Raw genomic sequence first — 21,718 nt, forward strand, 5'->3', positions numbered from 1 at the left:
AGGGCGTGTCCGCCGCCGGGGCCGGTTGCCTCCGGGGGCCCCGGCGCGCGCTGCGCCGCGGGCACGGTCAGATGGCCAGGCCCCGTGTGCCGGCCCTTCCGGAGGTCGTACGGGGGCGGATCAGCGTCAGGGCCTTGGGCGTCCCGTACCCGCTGAGGGACGGGACAGGCAGACGATGTCGGCACGGTCCCTGCGTCCTCGAAGGAGAAGAACGGCCCCGTGCGCTCGTGTGCTGGTGGCGCAGAAGGCGCGGAATGCGCGGGTGGCGCACCGGTGCGCCGGTGCGCACGGGGCATGAGATCCGACTTGTGGCGTCATCCCGTCATGCCCGCTTGGGCGGAGACCGTAGCGGTGACACTGCTGAGGAGGGTGTTGTTCACGCCCCGGTGGGGGCGGCGACGACCGCCCGCCGGGCTTCGGCCGGCGACGGCCGTTCGGGCACCCCCAGGCGCTGCTCGGCCCGCCCGCCCCCCCGTCGGCGGGGAAGCGGCCGGCGTCTCCCCGGCCCCCCCACGCCGCCCCACCGCCCGCGGAGTGCGTCGTCGAACCGGACGTACGCCGGCCCCGCACGGTGTGCCGTACGCGCCGCAGAATCCGTTCGGGAACCGGAAGGGTGAGAAGGCGCATGCGCGACCGTGCCCCCAGGAAGCCATGGAAGAAAGGGTTCCGCTCATCGCGCCGCACGGCCGGCGGCGCGGGCGGGGCCGACGGGGAAGCGGGAGGCGGCACGTGAGAACGCACGTCCAGGCACTGCCTGACGACGACGGCACCAGAATCATCCTGTGCACCGGCGAGTTCGACGTCGTCACCTCCGTCCAGCTCGACTCGGCGCTCGCGGCCGCCGCCGAGGCCCCCGGCGTGTCGCGTACGGTCGTCGACCTCAGCCAGGTGTCCTTCGCGGACTCGACCCTGCTCAACACCCTGGTACGCGGACACCGCACCCAGCACATGATCGTCGCCGGCCCGCTGTGCCCCCAGCTCCGGCGCATCCTGAGGCTCAGCGGCCTGGACACCGCGCTGCGCATCGCCCCCGACCTGCGTTCCACCGCGCCCGCCGACTGACCGCGGCGGCCCCGCCCCGGCGTGAAGGCGCGGCGGCGGGGCAGCAGGGAGGAAAAGCCGTCGGCCGCCCGGCATGGGGGCGGCCGGCGGACCGGGCGGGCCGGAACGGAACGGTGGTTACATGGCGATCGGTGTCCCCGCGAGCGGATCGGCGCCCCGCCGCCCACGCGCCCGGTACGCACGGGCGCTGGCCCGTACGCCGGTCGCCGTCTGGGAGGACGACCTCACCGACTGGGCCGCCGCGCTGACCTACTACGCCGTCCTGGCGGTGTTCCCCGCCCTGCTGGTGCTCGTCTTCGTCATCGCCCTGCTCGGCACCGGGACGCCCCACGAGCTCATCGCGCAGTTCGGCCCGTTCGTACCGAAGGCGGCCCGCCCGGTGCTCGAACAGGTCCTGGCGGGCCGGCAGGAGGGGGCCTCCGTTCCCTGGTTGCTGGTGGTGCTCACCGCCGGTGCCGCGCTGTGGTCGGCCTCCAGCTACCTGGCCGTGTTCCGGCGCGCGCTGCACGCGATGTACGGCGTCCCCGACTGCCGCCCCGCCTGGCGGACGTTCCCCGCCATCGTGCTCCGGGCCGTGACGGTCCTCGCGCTCCTGGTGTGCGGGGTGCTGACGCTGACCGCCGCGGAGCGGGTCGCCCTCGCCATCGGCCGGGGAACCGGGACGGACCGTCAGGTGGCGCTGGTCTGGGCGGGGCTGAAGTGGCCGCTGCTGTTCGTGGTCGTCGTGGCCCTCGTCCTCCTGCTGTTCCGCTCCGGCCCGGCCGAGGCACGCGGACTGCGCGAGACGGTGCCCGGCGGGGCGCTGGCGGTCGCGCTGTGGCTCCTCGCCTCGGTGGGCTTCGCCTACTACACGGCGCACATGGCGACGTACAACCGCCTCTACGGATCACTGGCCGGTGTGGTGGCGTTCCTCGTCTGGCTCTGGGTCTCCCACGTCGTCCTGCTGGCCGGCGCGCAGTTCAACGCCGAACTCTCCTCGGCGGGACGGCCGAAGAGGCCCGACCCCTGCTCCCCCTGAGCACCGGCCGGCCCGTGGACCCGCCGCCTGACGCGTCACTCGTTCGGTGGGTTCCGGCGGTCGGGGTGCATCCCCGGGACCGGTCGGTGTGTCTTCCCGGTAGCGGTCTTTTCGAGCAGCACCACCGCGGCTGCATGTGTGGGAGCGTTGGCTTTGAACAGTAGGAACACCAGTAGGTTCGCGGCTGCGGGCGTCACCGTCTCCGTCGTGCTCACGGCCGCGGCGGGCGCCGTCCCGGCACAGGCGGCGGCAGCGCCAGAGGGACCGGTGCGGGCGGCCCCGGCGCGGCAGCCGTCGATCACCGCCAAGGGCGGCTTCGTGATGAACGCCGGTACCGGCGCCGCCGTGTACGCGAAGGGCGCCGACGGCCGGCTCCCCACCGGTTCCACCGCCAAGATCATGACGGCCGAGGTGGTGCTCGCGCGCAAGGGCCTCGACCTCGACGAGAAGGTCACCGTCCAGATGGCGTACAGCGACTACATCGTCGCCAAGACCGCCTCCTCGGCCAGGCTGATCGTGGGCGACAAGGTCACCGTCCGGCAGCTTCTGTACGGGCTCCTGCTGCCCTCCGGGTGCGACGCCGCGTACGCCCTGGCCGACCACTTCGGCACCGGCAGGACCCGGCAGGACCGGGTGCGGTCGTTCGTCGGCAGGATGAACTCCACGGCCAAGGGCCTCGGCCTGAAGAACACCCACTTCGACTCCTTCGACGGCATCGGCAACGGGAAGAACTACTCGACCCCGCGCGACCTCGCCACGCTCGCCGCCAAGGCGATGAAGAACCCGACGTTCCGCGCCATCGTGAAGACCCGTTCGACGAAACAGCGGGTCACCACCAAGAACGGCGGCCACCGCGACATGGCGTGGACCAACACCAACAAGCTGCTCGGCACCTACCGGGGCGCCGTCGGGGTCAAGACCGGCTCCGGCCCGGAGGCCAAGTACTGCCTGGTCTTCGCCGCCACGCGGGGCGGCAGGACCCTCATCGGCACCGTCCTCGCCTCGTCCTCGGAGGCCAACCGCAACACGGACGCCACCAAGCTGCTGGACCACGGCTTCCGCAACTGACACCGACCGGGGCCCGCCCCGCCCCGGCCGGTCCGTTCCGTCGTGGCACGGTCCGCCGGTCCGGGTGCGTCCCGCCGGGTGCGCCGGCCGGCCCCGGTCCGCACAGGGCCGGCGGGCCGGGCCGGGCGCGTCAGCCCTGGCGGGTCAGTCCGGGCGTACGGGAGTGACGAGGCGCCTGACCGCCTCCACCACGGCCGCCCGGTGCGCCGCCCGCCGCCGCTCGCTCCACGCGGAGCCGTCCGGCTCGGTGGCCGGGCCGCCCGCCGCCGCGAACCACGCCTGGGAGAGGGCCAGCACCAGGGTCAGGATGTCGGCGGGCCGGAAGGCGGGGTCGATCCGCCCCGCGCGCTGGGCGGCGGCGACCGCGTCGATCTTGACGGCGTAGGCCTCGCCCTGCGCGGCCGTGGCCGTGGGGCGCTCGAGCTGCTTCCAGACGACCAGCCGCATCAGCTCCGGCCGGTCGGCCAGGTGGTCGAAGATCGCGCCGGCGTACCCGGGGAGGTCCGTCACGTCGAACGGCACCGATTCGGCGCCTGCCTCCAGGGCCCGCTGCATGACGTGGTCGAAGAGCTCTTCCTTGTTGCCGAAGTAGACGTAGATGAGCCGCTTGTTCGCGCCGGCCGCCTCGGCGATGCGGTCGACGCGGGCGCCCGCGACCCCATGGGCGGCGAACTCGGTGAGCGCCGCGTCGAGGAGCCGGGCCTTGGTCGCGCTGGAGTCCCGTGCCATGACGCTCACCCTAGCAAGTAACTATCTGGTTATTGACAAGCCGGGCGGCGTCGTCCATGCTCGAACTATCCAGTTAGTTACTTAAGAACGGAGCGACCGTCATGCAGGAGCGCGCACTGGGCACCCAGGGTCTGAAGGTCGGAGCCGAAGGGCTCGGCTGCATGGGCATGAGCGCCTACTACGGCGCCACCGACGAGACCGAGGCCCTCGCCACCATCGACCGGGCCCTGGAGCTCGGCATCACCATGCTGGACACCGCCGAGAGCTACGGCCCCTTCCTCAACGAGCGGCTCGTCGGCAAGGCGCTGGCCGGCCGCCGGGAGAAGGCGGTCATCGCCACCAAGACCGGCATCGAGTTCACCGACGGCGGCGACATGCTCGGCCACAACGGCACCCCGGAGTACATCCGCCGGTCCGCGGAGCGCTCGCTGCGCCACCTCGGCACCGACCACATCGACCTCTACTACCTGCACCGCGTCGATCCGAACGTACCCATCGAGGAGAGCATCGGCGCGATGGCGGAGCTCGTCACCGCGGGCAAGGTCCGTTACCTCGGCATCAGCGAGGCCGCCGCGACGACGATCCGGCGGGCCCACGCCGTGCACCCGCTCACCGCCGTGCAGACCGAGTACTCCCTGTTCGAGCGGGGGCTCGAGGGCGACGGCGTGCGCGCCACCCTCGACGAGCTCGGCATCGGCCTCGTCGCGTACTCACCGCTGGGCCGGGGCTTCCTCTCGGGCGCCATCACCACGCCCGACGACTTCGCCGAGGACGACTTCCGCCGTACCGACCCGCGCTTCCAGGGCGAGAACTTCGCCCGCAACCTGGCCGTGGTGGAACAGGTGCGCCGCATCGCCGAGGAGAAGTCCGTCACCCCGTCGCAGCTCGCCCTGGCCTGGGTGCTGCACCAGGGCGCGCTGCCGATCCCCGGCACCAAGCGCCGCCGGCTCCTGGAGGAGAACGCGGCCGCCACGGCCGTGACGATCACCGCCGCCGACATCGCCGCCATCGAGGCCGTCGCCCCCCGGGGCATCGCCGCCGGTGACCGGTACGCGCCCGAGCTGATGTCGTCGCTGAACGGCTGACGCCCATCGGGCGGAGGCACACCGCCGGGTGGTGGGCCCCCGGAACGAATGAGTACGAGCGCTCAGGTCCCGGCCCGCCGCCGGCGCGATGATGACGATCACCGACCGCCGGTCGCCCACCGGCGTCGGCGATCGGCCGGGCCCCGGGCCCGGCCGCCTCGTACGCCCGTACCGACAGGAGTCCCGTGCTCAGCCGCATCGCCGCCGCCGTCGTCCCCCGTTTCGGCCGTCTGACGACCTCCGGCGACCCGGGAGCCGTCCCGGGTCCGGCCGTCTTCGTCGCCAACCACACCTCCCTGGCGGACCCGGCCGTCGTGCTGGCGGCGCTCCACCGGATGGGCGTCGAACCGGTCGTCCTCGCCACCGCGGGGCTGTGGCGGGTCCCCGTGCTGCGGCGGCTCCTGGAGCGCGGGGGGCACGTGCCCGTCCACCGCCGTACGGCCCGGGCGGCCGACGCCCTGGACGGCGCCGCCGCCGCCCTCGCGGCCGGCCGTCACGTACTCGTCTACGGCGAGGGGCGGCTCCCGCACCGCGTGGACCCGGCGGAGGCGCCCCCCGAGGCCTTCCGCAGCGGGCCCGCCCGTCTGGCCGCCGCCTCCGGCGCCCCGATCGTCCCGGTCGGCCAGGCGGGTGCCCGCCGGGTCGCCTCGGGCGGCCGGGGCAAGCAACTGGCCGGCATCCTCACGGCACCCGCCCGGCGCCCCCGGCTGCACGTCCACGTCGGCGCCGCCTTCCGCCCCTCCGGCGACGTGCCCGACGCGACGGCGGCCGCCCACCGGGCCGTCACCGCCGCCTGGCGCACCGCGGTGGAGCACCTGGGCGAAACACCGGCCCCGGCCGCCCGCTGATCGACCGGTCAGCCGGCCGGGCGGGGGAGCCGGTCGTCGAGGTGGTCCGCGTCGTAGCCGAGCCGCTCGGCGAGGGCCCGGTAGCGGTCCCGCCGGGCGCCGGGGATGTGGAGGTCGTACGTGGAGAGGATCTGGAGCAGGAAACGGAAGCCCAGATCCGGGTCCACACCGGTGACCACCTCCTCCAGCACCCCCGCCACGTCCCGCACCTCGGCGGCGTCGGTCGCGGCCTCCCGCACCTCCGACAGCACATCGTCCGTCAGGGCGGACCGGGCGGGGGACAGGGAGGGCCGGTAGACGGGGTCCACCTCCGACAGGTACTCCCGGCACACTTCGGCGACCCGCTCCAGCCACGCCCGGCCGCCGGAGTCGAACTCGTCCCCGCCGGTGTAGGCCGATCGCGCGGCGGCGGCGCGCCACAGGGCGGTGACGGCCTCGCCGGACAGCCCGGAGGCCAGCAGCCGCCGCACGTCCTCCAGCAGCACCGCCGCCTGCGTGCCCGGGGTCTCCCCGGCGTCGGCGCGGACGAGGCGCTCGACGTTCTCCCGCACCGTGCCCTCGTACCGCCAGTCCGACCCGTGGAGCACGGCCGCGAGGAACGGCAGGCCGAACCGGCCGGCCGCGAAGTCGCGCCGGCCGGGGTCGAGCGGGGGCCACCGCACGCGCAGTTCCTCGTGAACGGCGACCCCCGGGTAGGCCAGCAGCTCGCCGATCGCCACCAGCCGCCCGTACTGCTCCTCGGCGACCGGTACGGAGTACGCCTTGGCCGCCCGGAGGAAGAGCCGGAACCCCAGATCGGCGTCGGCCTCGCGCACGACCCGCAGCAGCGCGGGGACGATCCCCGGTACGGCCACGCCGCGTCCGAGCGCGGCCGCGGCCGCCTCGACCTCCGCCGCGACGGTCGTGCGCAACTCCTCCTCCGGCACCGTGGGCCGCACCTCGTCCAGAGCCTTCACCTCGTGCGGGCCGCGCTCCGGCGGGCGCGGTGGGCACACCTCCGCGACACGGCGCAGCCATTCCCGAGGGGCGGTGCCCTCGTCGGCCGGGTCGAAGCAGCGCCGTACGGCCGCGAGCCACACGGCACCGAGCACCTCGTCCGGCAGGTGCGAGTCCAGCAGCAGCCGTACGTCCCGGCCGAGCTGGTCGTCCTCGTCCTCGCTCCGTGCCCCGGCGAGGGCGAGCACCACCGGCCCGTCGAGGCGCAGGGCGGCACGGGCGCACAGCGCGCCGGCGAGGCCGCTCAGCCCGAAGTCCTCCGCGTGGTCGTAGTAATGGACCTCGCGCGGATGAGCCATGATCAACCTCCTGTGCGGAACGGGCGCCCCCCGGTGCGGGGGGCGCCCGTTCCCATGATCACCGTGTTACGGCTTGTTCGGCAGCGGGAAGGACGTGTAGACGACGTACTTGCCGGTGTGCTGGCCCTGGCCCTTCACCTTCGGCGCGTACCTCAGCACGACCCGGACACTGTTGCTCGCCGCCTCCCCGGCGCGGTCACCGTTCTTGAACCACACCTGCCCGAGCGATCCCTGGCCCTTGAGCTGCCAGTCGAACGACAGGTTGTGGTCCTTCGCGACGTACGGCCTCTTCTTGCCGATCCGCTGCGCCTCCTTCGTCATCCAGTCCGCGAGCCGCTGGGCGTTGTCACCGTTCTTGACCCACTCCTCGACGGCCTGCTTGACGGCACTGGCGGCCGTGGCCTCGTTGGTCCACCGTCCGGCGACGCCGGCGGTCTGGGCCTTCTCCCACATCTCGGCGGCGGACTTGTTGACGTGCTGCGACAGCGTGTGCGCTTCGAGGAGGCCCTCGTCCCGGACGATGTCGGTGCAGTTGTGGACCAGCACGCCACGCGCCCGCTCGCCCTCGGGGCGGACGTAGAACGTGTGCGGACCGTCGACCGTGAGGTCGAACACGGCGCGCGGCGCCAGGCCGGACCGGTCGCGCAGCGCGGTCACGGTCTGCTCCAGGCCCTCCGGGGTGCGCAGCCGGTCACCGACGCGCAGGCCGGCGGCCGTGGTCCAGCCGCGGCCCAGGACGAGGAGGCGGTGCCCGGCGGTGGTCGTGAGCCGTCCGCCGGCAGTGTCGACGTCCACCAGGCGCTCGGTGTCGTGCCGGAAGGTGTCCGTCACGTCCTGGGCGCGCAGACGACCGGTCGCCGGGTCGGTCGCCAGCACCCGGTCGCCGACGCGCACGTCGCGGATCGGGCGGTGCGAACCGTCCGCCATGAGGACCCGTGTGCCGCCGGGGAAGCTGTTCCGTTCGCAGGCGACGAACACGTCCTCGTAGACGTCGACCGTGTGCTCGAGGCGGGCGACCGTGGCGGGGTCCATGCCCTCCAGGGACTTCAGGGTCTTGAACGCCTCGCGGACGCCGACGCCGGTGTGCAGCGAGGCGTTGACCGCGTGGAGCGCGTCCCCTATCGCCTTGAACGCCTTGCCGGGGATGAACCAGGTCGCGGCCCAGGCGCACCCGGCCCAGCTTCCCGACTCGCCACCCGGGGCGATCTTCTTGGCGCACTCGATGAAGTCACCGAAAATGATCTCCGTCGGGTTGATGCCCGAGTTGAACTCGGCCATCGTCAGGGTGTGCGTGACCTCCTGTTTCTGGTCCTTCAGCACGGCGGGGCCGAGGTAGACCGTGGACGAGGACGGGCAGCCGTACTGCGTGGCCGGCAGGTCCTCGGCCGTGCACAGGTAGAGGTCGATGTAGGCGGTGAAGTGGAGGACGGCCGTGATCACGCAGTCACCGGTGTGGATGATCGCGTCGCAGTTCTTCTTCTGCTTGATCTCCGGCTCGCCGGTCGGCTCCATGCGGTCGACGACGTAGAAGACGTTGCCCTCTCCGGTCGTCGCACCGCTGGTGATCCGGTCGTTCTTGCTCTTGGCCTCGGCCCTGTCGGCCGCTTCCTGGGCCTCCTCGGCGTACTTGAGGGCGTCCTTGGCGGCCTGCTCGGCCTCGGTGGCGGCGGCGTCGGCGCGGGTGGCGGCGGCGCGTGCCTCCTTGGCGGCCTGTTCGGCCCGGGTCGCCGCCTGGCGGGCTCCCTCGGCGTCGAGGGCGGCCTGGTCGGCCGAGGCGCGGGCGTCCTTGGCGTACCCCTCGGCGCGTCCGGCGGCCTTGTCGGCGGCGGCCGCGTCCTCCGCGGCCTTCCTGTCGTACTCGACGGTCCGGGCCAGGGAGGCGGTGGCCGCCGAGGCGGCGGCCGCGGCGTCGGCGGCGTGGCCCAGGGCCTCCTTGGCGTAGCCACGGGCGTCCGCCGCGTGGGCGGCGGCGTTGGCGGCGTGCACGTATGCCTGCTTGGCGTCCCCGGTGGCCGCGTCCGCGAGGGCCTTGGCGGCGGCCGCCTCGTCCTTCGCGTTCTTGGCGTGGGCGTCGGCGACGGCCTTCTGCTGTTCGGCGATCGTCTTCGACGCCTGACCCGTCAGGACCACCAGCCCCGCCGTGGCGTCGGTGGTGACGTACGGCGAGCCGAGCTGGATCGCGTCGTTCGCGGGCTTGGCGACCTGTGCGGCCGCGGTGCCGGCGTCCACGGCCGCCTGGGCGGTGACGTGGGCGAAGCCGGCGGCCTTGGCCGCCGCGGCCCGGGCGTTGGCGGCCTCCTTGAACGCCGCGTCGGCCTGGGTCCTGGCGGTCTTCGCCTGGCGCCCGGCCTCGTCGGCCAGGGCGACGGCCGTCTTCGCCTCGGCGGCGGCGTGGTCGCTCGCCGCGATGGCGTCGGCCGCGGCGCTGGTCGCGGTCCGTACCGCCGCGTCCGCCTTCAGCTTCGCCGCCTGGGCGTCGTCGGCGTTCGCGCGGGCCCGCCCGGCGGCCGCCTCGGCGCGGGTCGCCGCGGCGTCCGCGTCCGCGGCCGCGCGGGTCGCCAGGTCGGCCTCCCCGCGTGCGGCGCGTGCCGCCGCCTCGGCGTCGTCGGCGTGCGCCGCGGCGGCGTCGGCCGCGGCCCTGGACTCCTGGGCGTTGCCGTCGGACTCGTGGGCCTGGGCGTACGCCTCCTTGGCGGCGGCCTTGGCGGCGGCGGCGTCGGCGCGCTGCTCGGCCTCCCACGCGTCGTCGCGCTTGGCCTTGGCGTTGTCACGGGCCTTGACGGCGGCGTTCTTCTTCTGGACCGCGGTGGCCTCGGAGGACTCGGCCGCCTTCTTGGCGTCCTCGGCCTTGACGGCCTGTGCCTCGGCGTTCCGCCTGTGCTGGTCGGCCTCGGCCTGCTTGGCCGCCGCGGTCTCCTTCTCCGCCTTCGCCGTGGCCTCCTCGGCCTCGGCGGCGAGCCGCTTGGCGTGCGCCTCCGCGGCGGCGGCCTTGGCGCTGCTCTCGGCCTTCAGCGCCTCGGCCAGCTTCGCCTGGGCGGTCTCCTTGTCCTTCTTCGCGTTGTCGCGGTGCACCTTGGCCGCGTCCGCGGCGGCCTTGGCCTGCAACTCGGCCGTGTGCGCGGCCTCCTTGCGGAACTCCGCCTTCGACTGAGCGGCCTGGGCAAGCGCGCGCTGGGTGATGGTCTGGCTGTCCCCGGCGGCGGCCCGGGTGGCGGCCTCGGCGGTCTCGCCGGCCTTCACCATCGCGTCGAGCGCGGCGGCGACGCCCTTGGTGACCTGCGCCTTCTGCAACCCCACCAGGAGGCCGCGGCCGCGCGGCGCGCCGTTCTTGTCGGCGATGGCGTACGCGGCCTGAACGGCGGCGTCGGAGGCTGCGGCGGCGGCCTTGGCGGCGGTGGCCTGCTGCTTGAGGAGGGCGAGCTGCTTCTTGGCGCCCGCCTGGGCGTCCGCGATGCCCTTCGCCGCCTGGTCGAAGTGGGCCTTGGGCTGGACCTCGCCCTTGTGACCGGACGGCTTGATGGTGAGCTTCTGCGGGCCGGTGGCGTTGCAGGTGGCCAGCAGCGCGTCCTTGCCGGGGTCGTACGAGGGGAAGTTCAGGCACTTGCCCGAGCCGGCGTGCTTCAGCGCCGTGGTGGCACGCGGGGTGTACGCCCAGGTCTGTGCCGGCGAGCTGTTGCACGTGGCGATCTGGATCTTCGTGCCGTCCGCCTTGCCGTTTCCGGCCACGTCCAGGCACTTGAAGGACTTGGTGTTGCGCAGGTGCAGACCGTGGTCGTCACCCTCCAGCGTCCACCCTTGCGCGGCGCCGCCGTTGCAGGTGTAGACCTGGACCGGGGTGCCGTCGGCCGTTCCGCCGCCCTGGACGTCCAGGCACTTGCCCTTCGCCGCCTGGAGTTCGATCGTGGCCGGGGCGTCGCCGATCCAGCCGACGCCGCCCGCCGACCAGTAGTCCTGCCAGCGGGTGAGGTGGTCGGCGACCCATGAGTGGCCCAGCATCTGGCCCAGGGACTCGGCACCGGTGGCCAGTGCCTTGGTGGCGTCCTTGCCGGCGTTCACCACCTGGTCGCGCTGGGTGGCCTGGGACGCGATCTCCTGCTGCCACTCGGTGGCCGCCGTCGCGGAGATCTCGCCGAGGACGCTGTTCGGGTCGAGCGCGTCACGCCAGGCACAGGTCGAGTACCGGGTCTTCATGTCCTCGACCGCGACCCGGAACTCCGCGGTGCCCGGCGCGGGGGCGGTGCGGGGGAAGCCGCCGGCGGAGAGGAACAGCCGCGCGTTGTCGGCGCCGGTGGGCTCGAAGGCGGCGTCCTTCAGCCACGTGAAGCCCTCGTGCTCGGCGACGTCGCGGTACCAGTCGGTGCTCGTCGTGGAGTCGGGGTCCTTGCCGTAGAGAGGGGTGCCCACATCGATGACGGCCTTGCGGGTCTTCTGGTCGGCCCTCGGGGTGGGGTCCTCGTAGAAGTCGCTCTCGTTCTTCCAGAACCGGTCCGCGATCCACGAGGTGAGTCCGGTCTGGCTGTGGAAGTCCTGCCCCTCGCGGATGCCGGGGGGCCAGTGGAAGGTCGCGTCGTTGACGCCGGCCGGAGTCGTCAGCCCGGCGAGGGGCTTCTTCCAGCCCTCCCGGAGGGCGAAGATGCCCTCCAGTTCCTTGTCGGCGGCGGCCTTGTCCTTCGCGTACGCCTGGGAGAGCGGCGTTTCCTGCCAGTGCTTGCGGTCCGCCAGCACGTGCAGCTTGTCGGCAGGCTGGTTGAGTCCGTCCTGGGCGGTGGCGGCCATGGCCGGGCCGCCCAGACGCAGGACGTCGGCCATCAGGCACTGGTCCTGCCGCAGTTGTTCGGCGGCGGTGTCCTCGTACCAGTCGTAGGAGTTGCCGGCCGGTTCGGCCCGGTCGAGGAGACCGGGCTGCGCGGCGGGGCCGCCGACGACGGCCATGGCCACGACGGCGGTGACGGCCGGGGTAAGGAAGCGGGATCCTCTGGTGCCGGGTCTGGACGACCCTGATCTGGGACGCAAAGCGGGTCCCTTTCTCCGTTCGGGGAAGAGGCGGGCCGGAGGGCCGTCGGAGGAGCGGAACGGTGTGGACCGGAGTGGCGTCAGGCCCGCGCGGGCACGGCGCGGGCCCGCCCGGAGTGCGCGGGCAGCGCGTATGAAGGCATGACGGCGAACCCCTCCCCGTACCGGCGACGGTGTTCCCCCGGCCGCCGAAATGACAAGCGTCCGCCGCCGACTGGTCAAGATCGGCCGAACGCGGCGCCCACCTTAGGCACAGGCCTGACACAGGAGGAACGTGGAGTGACGCAGATCACAAATGGGTGAGGGTCTGCCGCCGGGCTCCCGTCTGCCGTGCCGCGACGGCGTCGTGCGCTTCCGCACCACCCCGGCGGCCGGCGTGACGGCCGCTCCGTCTCCCGGGGGCGGTGGACACCGCCCCGCATCGGGGTGCCCAGGCCCTGTCGCCACGGTGAGCGGCGATCCCCCCGTGTAGTGGAATATTCAACGACTGTGGTGGGTTGACGGCCTCGAAGGAGGTCGCACGTGGACACGACGTACTACGACCACGGAACACCGGCCGACCGCTGGGAGCGGGCGCTGATGTTCTTCGAGGCCAAGGAATACGCCACCGCCGCACACGTCCTGCGCGGACTGGCGGACGAGGTCCCGGAGCAGACGGGCCCCCGGCTGCTGCTGGCGCGCGCCTACTACCACTCCGCCCAGCTGCGCCGCGCGGAGACCGAGCTGCGCGCACTGGTCGAGCGCGACCCGGTGGAGCATTACGCCCGGCTCCTGCTCGGCCGCACGCTCGAACGGCAGGGGCGCCACGCGGACGCCGCGCCCCACCTCCGCCTCGCCTCGGCGCTCGCGGGCGACTTCGACGAGCCCCGGCCGTAGGGGCGTGTTCCGAAAGTCCCGTCCGGCCTGCCCCGTCCTCCGGGCGGACGACACCACTTTCGACACGCGTCCTGGCTCGCCACACCGGGCGCCCGTGACGGACTCCCTGACGAGCCGTTGACACGGCAGGACGCCCAGCCGCCCCCGGGCCGTGCCCAGGGGGCGGCCGGTGAGGGTGGTGAGGGGCATCTCCGCAGCTCGTCTGCGGTGCGGCCCACCATTGAGGACACAACCTGTCCGCAAGGAACCCTAGAGTCCTCTTATCAGCCGCGAGACGGGCAAAGGGAGCGGACATGACCGACATCCGGAACATCGGGATCCTCACGGGCGCGCACGACTACCTGCGAGAGGCGGTCGCGGCGGTCCCGCAGCGGGCGTGGGGCGCGCCGACGCCGTGCAGCCGGTGGACCGTGCGGCAGGTGCTCAACCACGCGCGCATCGACCAGGAGGCGTACGGGCTCGTCCTCACCGGCGGCAGCCCGGACCAGGACCCCTTCCAGCCGGCCGACGCCCTCGACGGGGACCCGCTGGGCGAACTGGACAAGACCCTGCGCGCGGTGGCCGACGCCTACACCCGACTGCCCGACGGCACCGAGCAGGTGCCCACCCCGCTCGGGCCGCTGCCGCTGCCCCTCGCGCTGTCGGCGGCCGCGATGGACGCGGCCGTGCACGCCTGGGACATCGCGGTCGCCGTCGGCCACGGGCGGGCCCTGGACGCCGAACTCGCCGAGGGCATCCGGCCGGCCGCCCGCCAGCTCGTCGACCACCTCCGCGACGCCTACCACGTCTTCGCCCCGGCCCTCCCCGTACCGGCCGCGCACGACCCGTCCGAGGCGCTCCTCGCCTTCCTGGGCCGCGACCCCCACTGGACCCCGCCGGCCCGCTGAGCCGCCGCATGCCGGCGGTGAACGCGGAAAGCCCCGCCGGAGTCTCCGGCGGGGCTTTCCGTCGCGGACGTACCGCGGGGTGCTACTCGAACGTCACCGAGAAGCGCTTGGACTCCTCGCGTGGCCGGTCCCGCTCCTGCACTTCGAGCAGAAGGTCACGGATCCGGTCGAACGCCTCCGCGCCCAGCGCGGCCCGGCTGCGGTCCGCGTCCTTCCAGACGAGTTCCACCGGCCGTTCGACGTCCGTCGTCAGCCGGTCCCACAAGGCGCTCAGGTTCCCCCCGTAATAGGGACCGAAATCCAGAGCCCGGGACAGCAACCCGTGGACGTCGGACACGGTGCGGACGGCCGCACCCTCGATGACGACCCTCATGACCCTCACTTCCAGTTGGGGAGCAGGACGAAGCTCTTGTAGTGGTCGAACGTCACGTAGGCCAGTCCGTCGTCCGAGAACACCAGCCGGGTACCCGGCTGCTTGGACCGCTTCATCGTATTGGTGAGTCCGATGTCGGCTTCGTACCACGTCCTGCCCGGGTAGTCGGGCAGCAGCCCGTCCTTGTTCTCGAAGATGTCGCCGCCGATCTGGCCGTCCTTCAGGTGGTTGCCCAGGGCCTTGCCCTCTTCCCAGCCGGCCGCCCTGGCCTGGTCCTTCGTCACGTAGTGGCTGGGCAGCTTGCCGGTCTTCTTCAGGCTCTCGATCAGCTCGTTCGCCATCTCGGCGGTCTTGAGCGCGGCGCCGTAGAGCTTGCAGGTGGAGTTGTGCGCCAGGACAGGAGCGGTCCCCGCCAGCACGTAGTACGTGTGCAGGTCGTCGACCGTCAGGTTGTGCACCCGCTGCGTCCCGCTCCAGGCACGGACGGAGACGAGTTCCCTCGTCGTGCCGTCGGGCGTGCGCAGCAGGTCACCGGCCTCGAGGTCGTCGGCGTCCACCCACGCGTGGCGGTCGGCCACCCAGAAGGGGTGCCCGTCCGTGGCCGTGAGGGTGCCGGTGGCGTTCCCGGCCGCACCGTCGGTGTCGACCGTGAGCTCGCGGAGGGACTTACGCCCCTCGCCGGTGATCAGACGCGTGACGACGCGCCCACCGGTCTCACCCGAGGCGGGGTCGGTCGCCAGGACCCGGTCCCCGGCGCGTACGTCCTTGATCCGCTTGTACGTGCCGTCGGCCATCAGCACCCGGGTCGTCGGCGTGAAGCTGTTGCCGGGGTCCGGGCACGGGGGGTTCTTGCGCAGCTTGTCGATCAGCTCCTGGCTCTTGGAGATCATCTTCTTCGCCGCGGCCGAGTTCTCGAGGAAGTCGTCGAGCCCGCCCACGATCTTGACGAGGGCCTTGGTGATCGCCGGGGTCTCCTTGATGACCTTCAGGGCCTTGCCCCAGGGAAGGGCACCGACCACGGCCCAGAAGCAGCTCTCGAAGTTGCCCTCGCTGAAGCACTTCTTGATGTCCTCGAACAGCAGGTCGACGATGATCTGCCCGCCGTTCTCGATGAGGAAGTCGAGAATGTCCTTGTCCGCGAGGGCACGGGCCTTCTCGTAGTCCTCCGGGGAGATCCCGGCGGCCTTGAGCGCCTCGAGTTCCCAAGGCGTCAGCTTCGAGGTGCTGCCCTTCTGCTCGGCCGCCTTCGCCGCCGCCTCGCGGGCCTTGCGGTCCTGTTCGCGCTGGTACTCCTCGGCCTTCTTCGCGGCCTCGTCGGCCTCGCGGGCGTAGGTGTTGGCGTTCTTCGCCGCCGCTTCGGCCGATTTGGCGTGGCCCTCGGCGGACTCGGCGAACTTGTTCGCGTCGGCGGCGTCCTTCTCCGCCTGGGCGGCGGCGCCCTGGGCGACGCTGGCCTCGTGCTCGGCCATGCTGGCCGCGCTGTTGGCGGCCACCGCGTGGTTGTCGGCCTCCGCCGCGGCGCCCCGGGCTCGGGCCGCCTCCGCCTCGGCCTGGTTGGCGGCGTTACGGGCGGCCGTGGCGTCCGCGTAGGCCTGGGTGGCGGCCGAGCGGGCGAGCTTCGCGTCGGCCTGGGCCTGGGCGTCCGCCTGGTTGGCTCGGGCGGCGGCCGCCCGGGCCTTGGCGCCCTCCTCGGCCGCCTGCGCGGCCGACTTCATGGCGGCCGCGGCGGAGCGCGCGGCGTTCGCGGACGAACGCGCCGCGTCGGCGGCGGCCTTGAACGCCGGGGCGACCTGGGCGTTGGCCCGCTTGGCCGCGGCCTCGGCGGCCTCGGCGGCCTTGACGGCCTCCGCGGCCTTGGCCTCGGCGGAGGCGACCTGCTCCGCGCCCATCTCCTCCGCCGCCGCGGCGACCGCCGCGGCGAAGTCGGCGTCGACGTCCTTGCCGGCGAACGGCGCGGTCATCGTGATGGCCGTGTTGGCCGGCTCGGCGATACCGGCGGCCGTGCTGCGGGCCGCGGCCGACGCGGTGACGGCGACGGTCGCCTGGACGCGTGCCATGGCCGCCTCGCGGACGGCGCCCTGCGCCTCCTCCTTGGTGCGGTTCGCGGCCTGGAGGGAGTTGTTCGCCTCCATGGCGGCCAGCCCCGCGAGCCGGGCGGACTCGTGCGCGGCGATACCGGCGCGGGCCTCCTGGGCCGTGGCCTCGGCGGCCTTCTGGTTGGCGCGCTGAGCGGCCGCGTGGGTCAGGGCCGCCTCGGCCTCCGCCTTGTTGGCGGCGGCGTTCGCGGCGGCTGCGGCGGCCTCGGCCTTGTTCGCCGCGGCGTTGGCGCGTGCGGCGTGCGCGGTGGCCTCGGCGGCGGCGGCCCGGGCCCGGGCGGCCGCGCCCGCGGCCTCCGTGGCGGCCGAACGCGCCCGTACGGCCGCACCGCCGGCGGTGTCGGCGGCGCTGCGGGCCTGACCGGCCGCGGCGCCCGCGGTGTCGGCGTCGGCGCGGGCCGCGTCGGCGGCCGCCCTGGCCACACCGGCGTCCACCGTGCCACGGCCGGAAGCGGCGATCGCCTCGGTGGCCTTGGCGCGGGCCTCCTTCGCCTGGTGGTTCTGCTCCGCCTTGAACGCGGCGTTGCGGGCGTTTCGGGCGTTGGTCTCCTCCGCCTGCGCCTTGCGGTCCGCCTCCGCGGCGATACCGTCCTGACGGGCGGCGTCCGCCCGCGCCGACGCCGCCGTCGCGGCGGCGGCCTGCGCCTGCGCCCGGGCGGCGGCGGCCGTACGGGCCTCGGCCTCGGCACGCGCGCGTGCCGCCGCGGCGATGTCCCGCTCCCGCTCCGCGCGGGCCCGGGCGGCAGCCGCCAGATCCCGCTCACGCTCGGCGATCACGCGCTGCTCGGCGGCGATCCTGGCCTGGCGCTCGGCCTCGATGCGCGCCTCGCGGGTCTTGCGGGCGTGCTCCCAGGCCTCCTTCTCGGCCTGCTCGGCCGCCAGCCGGGCGTCCTTGGCGCGGGCGGCGGCGGTCGCGGCGATCTTCGCCTGCTTGTCGGCGGCCTCGGCCAGCCGGGCCGCGGCCTTGGCGTGCTCCTCGGCGTTCGCCCGCCACTTGGCGGCCTGCTGCGCGTGCAGCTCGGCCTGGTTCTTGGCGTTCAGCCCCGCCGCGTCGGCGGCGGTGGCGTCCACCGCGTGCTTCGCGGTGGCGGCGGCCTTCGCGGCGGCGTCCGCCGCGCCGGCGATGCCCGTGGCCACCTCGGACCACTGGACGCCGTGCTCCAGGCCGGTCTCCACCAGGACGTCGGCCTGCACCTTGGCCTGGGCCGCGGCGACCTGGGCCGCCTTGGCCGCGTCCTCGGCGTACCCGACCTGACGGGCGACCTCGGTCTTGACGGGGTCGTAGTTCGACAGGCGCTTGCCGGCCCGGTCGGCCGCCAGCAGCCGGTCCGCCTCGCGCGCGGCCGAGGCCGCCGACGACATGGCGTTGGAGGCGGTCTTCAGGGCCTTGACCGCGTCACCGTGGGCCGCGATCAGCTTGGTGCGGGCCTCGGCGGCCACGGCCGCCTTCCGGGCCAGCTCACGCAGCTTCTCGGCGGCCTCCTGGGCCTCCTTCTGCGCCTTCTCGTGCGCGGCCCGGTCATCGGCGTCCTGCTGCGCCGCCGCCTGGTAGCCCTTCTCCAGGAACTCGGCGATGACCTTGTCGTCCTTGGACTCCAGCGCCGCCAGCGCGGCCCGCTTCACCGCGGGGCCGCCCACCGACGCCAGCATCTCGACGCGCTTGCGGTTCTCCTCCGCGCGCTTGGCCGCGTTCTGCTTCTCCGCCTCGTCCCGCTGCTTGGCGATGTCCGCGCCGAAGGCGAGGAAGTCGGCGCGGTCCCGCGCCGTGCCCTTCAGGACGCGCTCGACCTCGGCGTTGAAGAACGGGCCGCCGGTGCCCCGCAGCGCCTCGATCCGGCGACGGTTCGTCCCGTCGACGTCGGCCCGCTTGTCCTTGGCGCGCTTGCGCGCCTCGGCCTCCCCGTGCTCCAGGAACTCGCGGATGGCGTTCGGGTCGGTGCTGGCCAGCGCCGCCTTGGCGGCCTCGCGGACCTCCTCCTCCTCGTCGAACTCCGCGAAGTCCTCGACCAGTTGACGGTCCCGCTCGTCACTGATCCGGTCCAGCTCGGACGTGGCGGCGGGCGCCGTGCCACCGGGCTTCGGTGCCAGTGCCGCAGCGAGCCGGTCCATCGACTCCAGCGTCCGCGTCAGCGACGCGTTCTCCTCGCGTACGGAGGTCGCTGCCGCGGCCTCGCCGGTGACGGTGCCCAGCACCGCCACGGCGATCGCCGCGGACACGGCCTTCCGTACGTGCGCGGCCACGCGTACGCGTGACCCTCCGGCCCTCGGCCGGAACCTTCCCCTCACGGGAAACCCCCCTGAAAAAGTGGAAAAAGAAACCCCCGCCCCGGTCAACGGGCGGGGTGGCCGGATGCGGTTCGGCCGGCCCGGTCACGGGCCGGCCGAACCGTCCGGGTCAGCCCCGGGTGCGGCTCTCGCCGTCCTGGGCGCGGTCGAACATCGCCTTCCAGAAGGCCGCGGCGCTCTCGGCGCCGGCCTGCTCGCCGGCCCAGGCGTCCTGGTTGCTCTCGGCGGTGCCGGACATCACCTTCCAGAGCTGCTCGGCCGACTCGCGGGACAGCGTGGCGATGGCCCGCCAGTTCTCCGCCTGGGCGGCCGCGGCCGCCTGCTCGGCCTGCCAGGCCCGCTGCGCCGCGCCGGCGTGCTCGGACACGGCCTTCCAGGCCCGCTCGGCCTCGGCGCGGGCCGCCGCCGCGTCGGCGGCGTCCTTGACCGCCGCCTCGGCCGCCGTGGCCTCCCTGATCAGCAGGGTCAGCGTGTGATGGCGCGCCGCCTCCGCGTCGGCCACCCGGGTCCGGTACGCCTCCAGGTCCAGCGCCGCGCCGGTCGCCCAGCCGTAGCCGAAGAACTCCGCCACGTCCGCGTCCGAGGAACCCGGCCGCAGCGCCCACTGCGCCGCGACCCGCACCTGCTCGCCGGGATCGCGCTCAGCGAGGCCGCCCACGAAGTCGCGGTCCTTGGCCGCGACCTCCAGCCGCTGCTGCTCCCCGGCCTCGCGCGCCGCCCGGTCGCGCCGCTGGGCCTCTGCGTACCCGGTCCGCACGAACGCCGCCTGCTCGGCGACGCTCCCCTTCAGCGCCCGCTGGGCGGCGGCCCGCACCTCGGGGGAGAACCCCACCGTGTGCGTGGCGACCACCCGCTCGCAGAACGCCTTGTTCCGGGCACGGGTGTCCCGCGCCCGCTGCTTCGCGTAGTCGAAGCCGCCGCCGGGCGCGAGCCACTCCAGGAGCGCCTCGTCCCCGCGGGTGCTCCGCAGCGCGTTCCACGCCGACGTCCGCACCTCGGCGGCCGGGTGCGCCTTCGCCATCGACGTCACCCGCCTGCGGGCCTCTTCGACGGCCGTGGCCAGTTCCGGCGACAGCGTCCGCTCCGGCGGCAGCGTCCGCTCCGCACGGCCGTCCGACGGACCGGCGGACGTGGGCGCCCCCGCCGAGGGCGGTGCGGCACCCACCACGGGTGCCTCCGCCCACGCCGGCGCCACGGCCCCGGCCACGATCCCGCCGGCCAGCAGGCCGGCCGTCACCACACGCGCACCCCACCACTGACGACTCAACTCAAACCCCCTTGGAAGAACATCACTTGTGTCCGCAGCCGCGGAGGGGCAGGGCCGTACGGCCGGCCCTGCCCCTCCGCGACGCTCGACGGGGCACGCCCCGCGCGCCCCTCACGGCAGGCTCACTTGGCCTGCTGGACCTGCCACAACTGGGCGTCGCTCCGGTTGCAGGTGTAGAGCTGGGTGTTGACGCCGTTGTCCTTCTTGGCGCTCGGTACGTCCACGCACATGCCGTCGGCGTGCATCGGCTGGAGCTCGTACAGCTTGCGCACGGGGTCGACGAGCAGGATCCGCCAGCGCTGGTGCTCGCCCTGTCCGCACGCGAACTGCTGGACGACGGCACCGGGCTTGTCGCTCTTGCCCTGCACCTCCAGGCACTTGCCGCTGAGGACGGAGCGCAGCTCGAAGCTGCCGCCCGTCATGGCGACGGCGTTCCACTTCTGGCCGTTCGCGCCGTTGCAGGTCCACTGCTGGACGTCGATGCCGTCGGTGGTCTTGGCGCCCTCGACGTCCAGGCACTTGCCGCTGTGGGCGGCCGCGACCTGCACGGTGGTCTGCGGCTGCCGGGCGCGGGCCACGGCCTCGGCGGCTCGCGCGGCGGCGGTGAGGGCGGCTTCGCGTGCCGCTTCGTCGTCGCCGGCGGCCTGGCGAGCCCTCTCGGCGGCGGCTCGGGCGGCGGCCGCCGCAGCGGCGGCCTCGGTGCTCTCGTCGGCCTGTACGGCGGTCGCGGTGCCGGCCAGCACGGCGACGGTGGCGCCCACGGCCAGGGCGGTCCGGATGATCCGGGACATGATGGGCTCCGTTTCCTTTCGCGGGTTCAGGGGGATCACGCGGCCGTGACCGGCTCGAGGCGCCACTTCTGGGCGGCCGAGCCGTTGCAGGCCCAGAGCTGTGCGGCGGCGCCGTCGTCCTTGCTCGCGGAGGCGATGTTCAGGCAGCGGCGGGAGTCGGCCGGCGTGTGGGCGGGCCGCAGCTCGTACAGCTCCTTGGTGATGTCGACCATGGCCAGGCCCCAGCGCTGGTGCTGGCCCTGACCGCACCAGAACTGCTGGACGATCGCACCGGTCTTGGTCCCCGCGGCCTGCACCTCGAGGCACTTTCCGGAGTGCTTGGGCTTCAGCTCGAAGGTGCCCGCCCCGGTGGCCACCATGTCGAACTGCTGGTTCTCGGCGTCGGCGACGCACGCCGACTGGACGGCGTCGGCACCGTTGCGCAGGCTGGCCTTGCCGATGGTGAGGCACTGGCCGCTGTGCTCAGCCTTGAGCCGTACGGTCATGGGCGCGGGGACCGTCACGGCGGCCGCCGCGGCGGCGGCGGCCGCGGCGTTGGCGGCGGCCGCGGCCGCGGCGGCGCGGGCGGCCGCGGCGGCGCTGGTCGCGGTGTCCGCCGGAGACGTGGCGGCGGCGGTGGGCTCGTCGGCGACGGCGGCGGGCACACTGCCCGCGAGCGCGACGGCGGTGGCGCCGACGGCCAGGACGGATCGAATGATCCGGGACATGAGGTGGGTTCCGTTCTTCTCAGATCTGAGGAAAAGGACTCGGCGGGACGGTCAGCGCGCGAGGGGGGTGACGATCTTCCAGGTGGCGTCCTGGGCGAAGTCCTTCTCGACGTCGAAGCGGTTCTTGGCGGACTTGTTGGCGACGAACAGGTCGCCGTAGTACTCGCGCAGGAAGCGTCCGGGCTGGCCGGCCGATTCGAAGGAGGTGCCGGTGCCGCTCAGGCCCTTCTTGGCGCACCAGGTGGCGTCCTTGCGGAACTGGGCGCTGTTGTCACCGGCGGCCATCTTGACCCTGAGGTCCTTGTGCGTGAGGTAGT

Annotated in this window: 16 protein-coding genes; 7 read left to right on the forward strand and 9 right to left on the reverse strand. The window is 73.9% G+C overall.

Annotation, left to right across the window (positions count from 1 at the left end):
* Positions 1-729 precede the first annotated feature (729 nt).
* The 3 genes from ACF068_RS10780 to ACF068_RS10790 all read left to right on the forward strand — a co-directional run bounded on the left by ACF068_RS10780 (position 730) and on the right by ACF068_RS10790 (position 3,148).
* Positions 730-1,062 carry an STAS domain-containing protein gene (locus tag ACF068_RS10780; protein WP_392273832.1) on the forward strand — a complete coding sequence of 111 codons (333 nt, stop codon included), beginning with the start codon at positions 730-732 and terminating at the stop codon, positions 1,060-1,062.
* Between the two features lie 121 nt (positions 1,063-1,183).
* Entirely contained in the window at positions 1,184-2,080 is an 897-nt protein-coding gene (locus ACF068_RS10785) for a YihY/virulence factor BrkB family protein (protein WP_392273833.1), read from the forward strand.
* A gap of 207 nt (positions 2,081-2,287) precedes the next feature.
* Positions 2,288-3,148 (forward strand): D-alanyl-D-alanine carboxypeptidase family protein, encoded by an 861-nt coding sequence (locus tag ACF068_RS10790; protein WP_392273875.1) that lies wholly within the window; start codon positions 2,288-2,290, stop codon positions 3,146-3,148.
* 144 nt (positions 3,149-3,292) lie between these two features.
* Here the strand turns inward: ACF068_RS10790 and ACF068_RS10795 are convergent, their stop codons facing one another.
* Positions 3,293-3,877, reverse strand: coding sequence for a TetR family transcriptional regulator (locus ACF068_RS10795; protein ID WP_392273834.1), 585 nt, complete (start codon positions 3,875-3,877; stop codon positions 3,293-3,295).
* A 101-nt stretch (positions 3,878-3,978) separates the two neighbouring features.
* On the opposite strand from ACF068_RS10795, the gene ACF068_RS10800 reads away from it, so the two are divergent.
* Together ACF068_RS10800 and ACF068_RS10805 are read left to right on the forward strand one after the other, a co-directional pair.
* Positions 3,979-4,962 carry an aldo/keto reductase gene (locus ACF068_RS10800; protein ID WP_392273835.1) on the forward strand — a complete coding sequence of 328 codons (984 nt, stop codon included), beginning with the start codon at positions 3,979-3,981 and terminating at the stop codon, positions 4,960-4,962.
* 185 nt (positions 4,963-5,147) lie between these two features.
* A complete protein-coding gene (locus ACF068_RS10805; protein WP_392273836.1) occupies positions 5,148-5,810 on the forward strand; it encodes a lysophospholipid acyltransferase family protein in 663 nt (220 codons plus the stop codon).
* An 8-nt stretch (positions 5,811-5,818) separates the two neighbouring features.
* Here the strand turns inward: ACF068_RS10805 and ACF068_RS10810 are convergent, their stop codons facing one another.
* The gene (locus ACF068_RS10810) at positions 5,819-7,105 is read right to left on the reverse strand and encodes a hypothetical protein (protein WP_392273837.1); all 1,287 of its coding nucleotides are present in this window, start codon (positions 7,103-7,105) and stop codon (positions 5,819-5,821) included.
* Between the two features lie 66 nt (positions 7,106-7,171).
* Positions 7,172-12,037, reverse strand: coding sequence for an RICIN domain-containing protein (locus ACF068_RS10815; RefSeq protein WP_392273838.1), 4,866 nt, complete (start codon positions 12,035-12,037; stop codon positions 7,172-7,174).
* A gap of 603 nt (positions 12,038-12,640) precedes the next feature.
* On the opposite strand from ACF068_RS10815, the gene ACF068_RS10820 reads away from it, so the two are divergent.
* Both ACF068_RS10820 and ACF068_RS10825 read left to right on the forward strand, forming a co-directional pair.
* On the forward strand, positions 12,641-12,994 hold the full coding sequence (locus ACF068_RS10820; RefSeq protein ID WP_392273839.1) for a tetratricopeptide repeat protein: 354 nt from the start codon (positions 12,641-12,643) through the stop codon (positions 12,992-12,994).
* A gap of 293 nt (positions 12,995-13,287) precedes the next feature.
* On the forward strand, positions 13,288-13,881 hold the full coding sequence (locus ACF068_RS10825; protein ID WP_392273840.1) for a TIGR03086 family metal-binding protein: 594 nt from the start codon (positions 13,288-13,290) through the stop codon (positions 13,879-13,881).
* 82 nt (positions 13,882-13,963) lie between these two features.
* Here the strand turns inward: ACF068_RS10825 and ACF068_RS10830 are convergent, their stop codons facing one another.
* From ACF068_RS10830 to ACF068_RS10855, 6 genes are all read right to left on the reverse strand, one after another.
* The gene (locus ACF068_RS10830) at positions 13,964-14,254 is read right to left on the reverse strand and encodes a barstar family protein (protein WP_392273841.1); all 291 of its coding nucleotides are present in this window, start codon (positions 14,252-14,254) and stop codon (positions 13,964-13,966) included.
* Positions 14,255-14,259: 5 nt separating this feature from the next.
* On the reverse strand, positions 14,260-18,591 hold the full coding sequence (locus ACF068_RS10835; protein WP_392273842.1) for a polymorphic toxin-type HINT domain-containing protein: 4,332 nt from the start codon (positions 18,589-18,591) through the stop codon (positions 14,260-14,262).
* 154 nt (positions 18,592-18,745) lie between these two features.
* A complete protein-coding gene (locus tag ACF068_RS10840; RefSeq protein WP_392273843.1) occupies positions 18,746-19,876 on the reverse strand; it encodes a hypothetical protein in 1,131 nt (376 codons plus the stop codon).
* Positions 19,877-20,025: 149 nt separating this feature from the next.
* Complete coding sequence (locus ACF068_RS10845) at positions 20,026-20,694, reverse strand: RICIN domain-containing protein (RefSeq protein ID WP_392273844.1); 669 nt, start codon at positions 20,692-20,694, stop codon at positions 20,026-20,028.
* A 35-nt stretch (positions 20,695-20,729) separates the two neighbouring features.
* Positions 20,730-21,401 (reverse strand): RICIN domain-containing protein, encoded by a 672-nt coding sequence (locus ACF068_RS10850; protein WP_392273845.1) that lies wholly within the window; start codon positions 21,399-21,401, stop codon positions 20,730-20,732.
* A 51-nt stretch (positions 21,402-21,452) separates the two neighbouring features.
* A partial coding sequence (locus tag ACF068_RS10855; RefSeq protein WP_392273846.1) for an AbfB domain-containing protein occupies positions 21,453-21,718 on the reverse strand: 266 nt, incomplete at its 5' end.

The sequence above is a fragment of the Streptomyces sp. NPDC016309 genome, assembly GCF_043077235.1.
In the GTDB taxonomy this organism is placed as follows: domain Bacteria; phylum Actinomycetota; class Actinomycetes; order Streptomycetales; family Streptomycetaceae; genus Streptomyces.

Bases quoted from the DNA above. Each gene is read 5' to 3' on its own strand.
- ACF068_RS10800 (WP_392273835.1), top strand. From the start codon at position 3,979: ATGCAGGAGCGCGCACTGGGCACCCAGGGTCTGAAGGTCGGAGCCGAA.
- ACF068_RS10795 (WP_392273834.1), bottom strand. From the start codon at position 3,877: ATGGCACGGGACTCCAGCGCGACCAAGGCCCGGCTCCTCGACGCGGCG.
- ACF068_RS10825 (WP_392273840.1), top strand. From the start codon at position 13,288: ATGACCGACATCCGGAACATCGGGATCCTCACGGGCGCGCACGACTAC.
- ACF068_RS10850 (WP_392273845.1), bottom strand. From the start codon at position 21,401: ATGTCCCGGATCATTCGATCCGTCCTGGCCGTCGGCGCCACCGCCGTC.
- ACF068_RS10810 (WP_392273837.1), bottom strand. From the start codon at position 7,105: ATGGCTCATCCGCGCGAGGTCCATTACTACGACCACGCGGAGGACTTC.
- ACF068_RS10845 (WP_392273844.1), bottom strand. From the start codon at position 20,694: ATGTCCCGGATCATCCGGACCGCCCTGGCCGTGGGCGCCACCGTCGCC.
- ACF068_RS10785 (WP_392273833.1), top strand. From the start codon at position 1,184: ATGGCGATCGGTGTCCCCGCGAGCGGATCGGCGCCCCGCCGCCCACGC.
- ACF068_RS10830 (WP_392273841.1), bottom strand. From the start codon at position 14,254: ATGAGGGTCGTCATCGAGGGTGCGGCCGTCCGCACCGTGTCCGACGTC.
- ACF068_RS10815 (WP_392273838.1), bottom strand. From the start codon at position 12,037: ATGGCCGTCGTCGGCGGCCCCGCCGCGCAGCCCGGTCTCCTCGACCGG.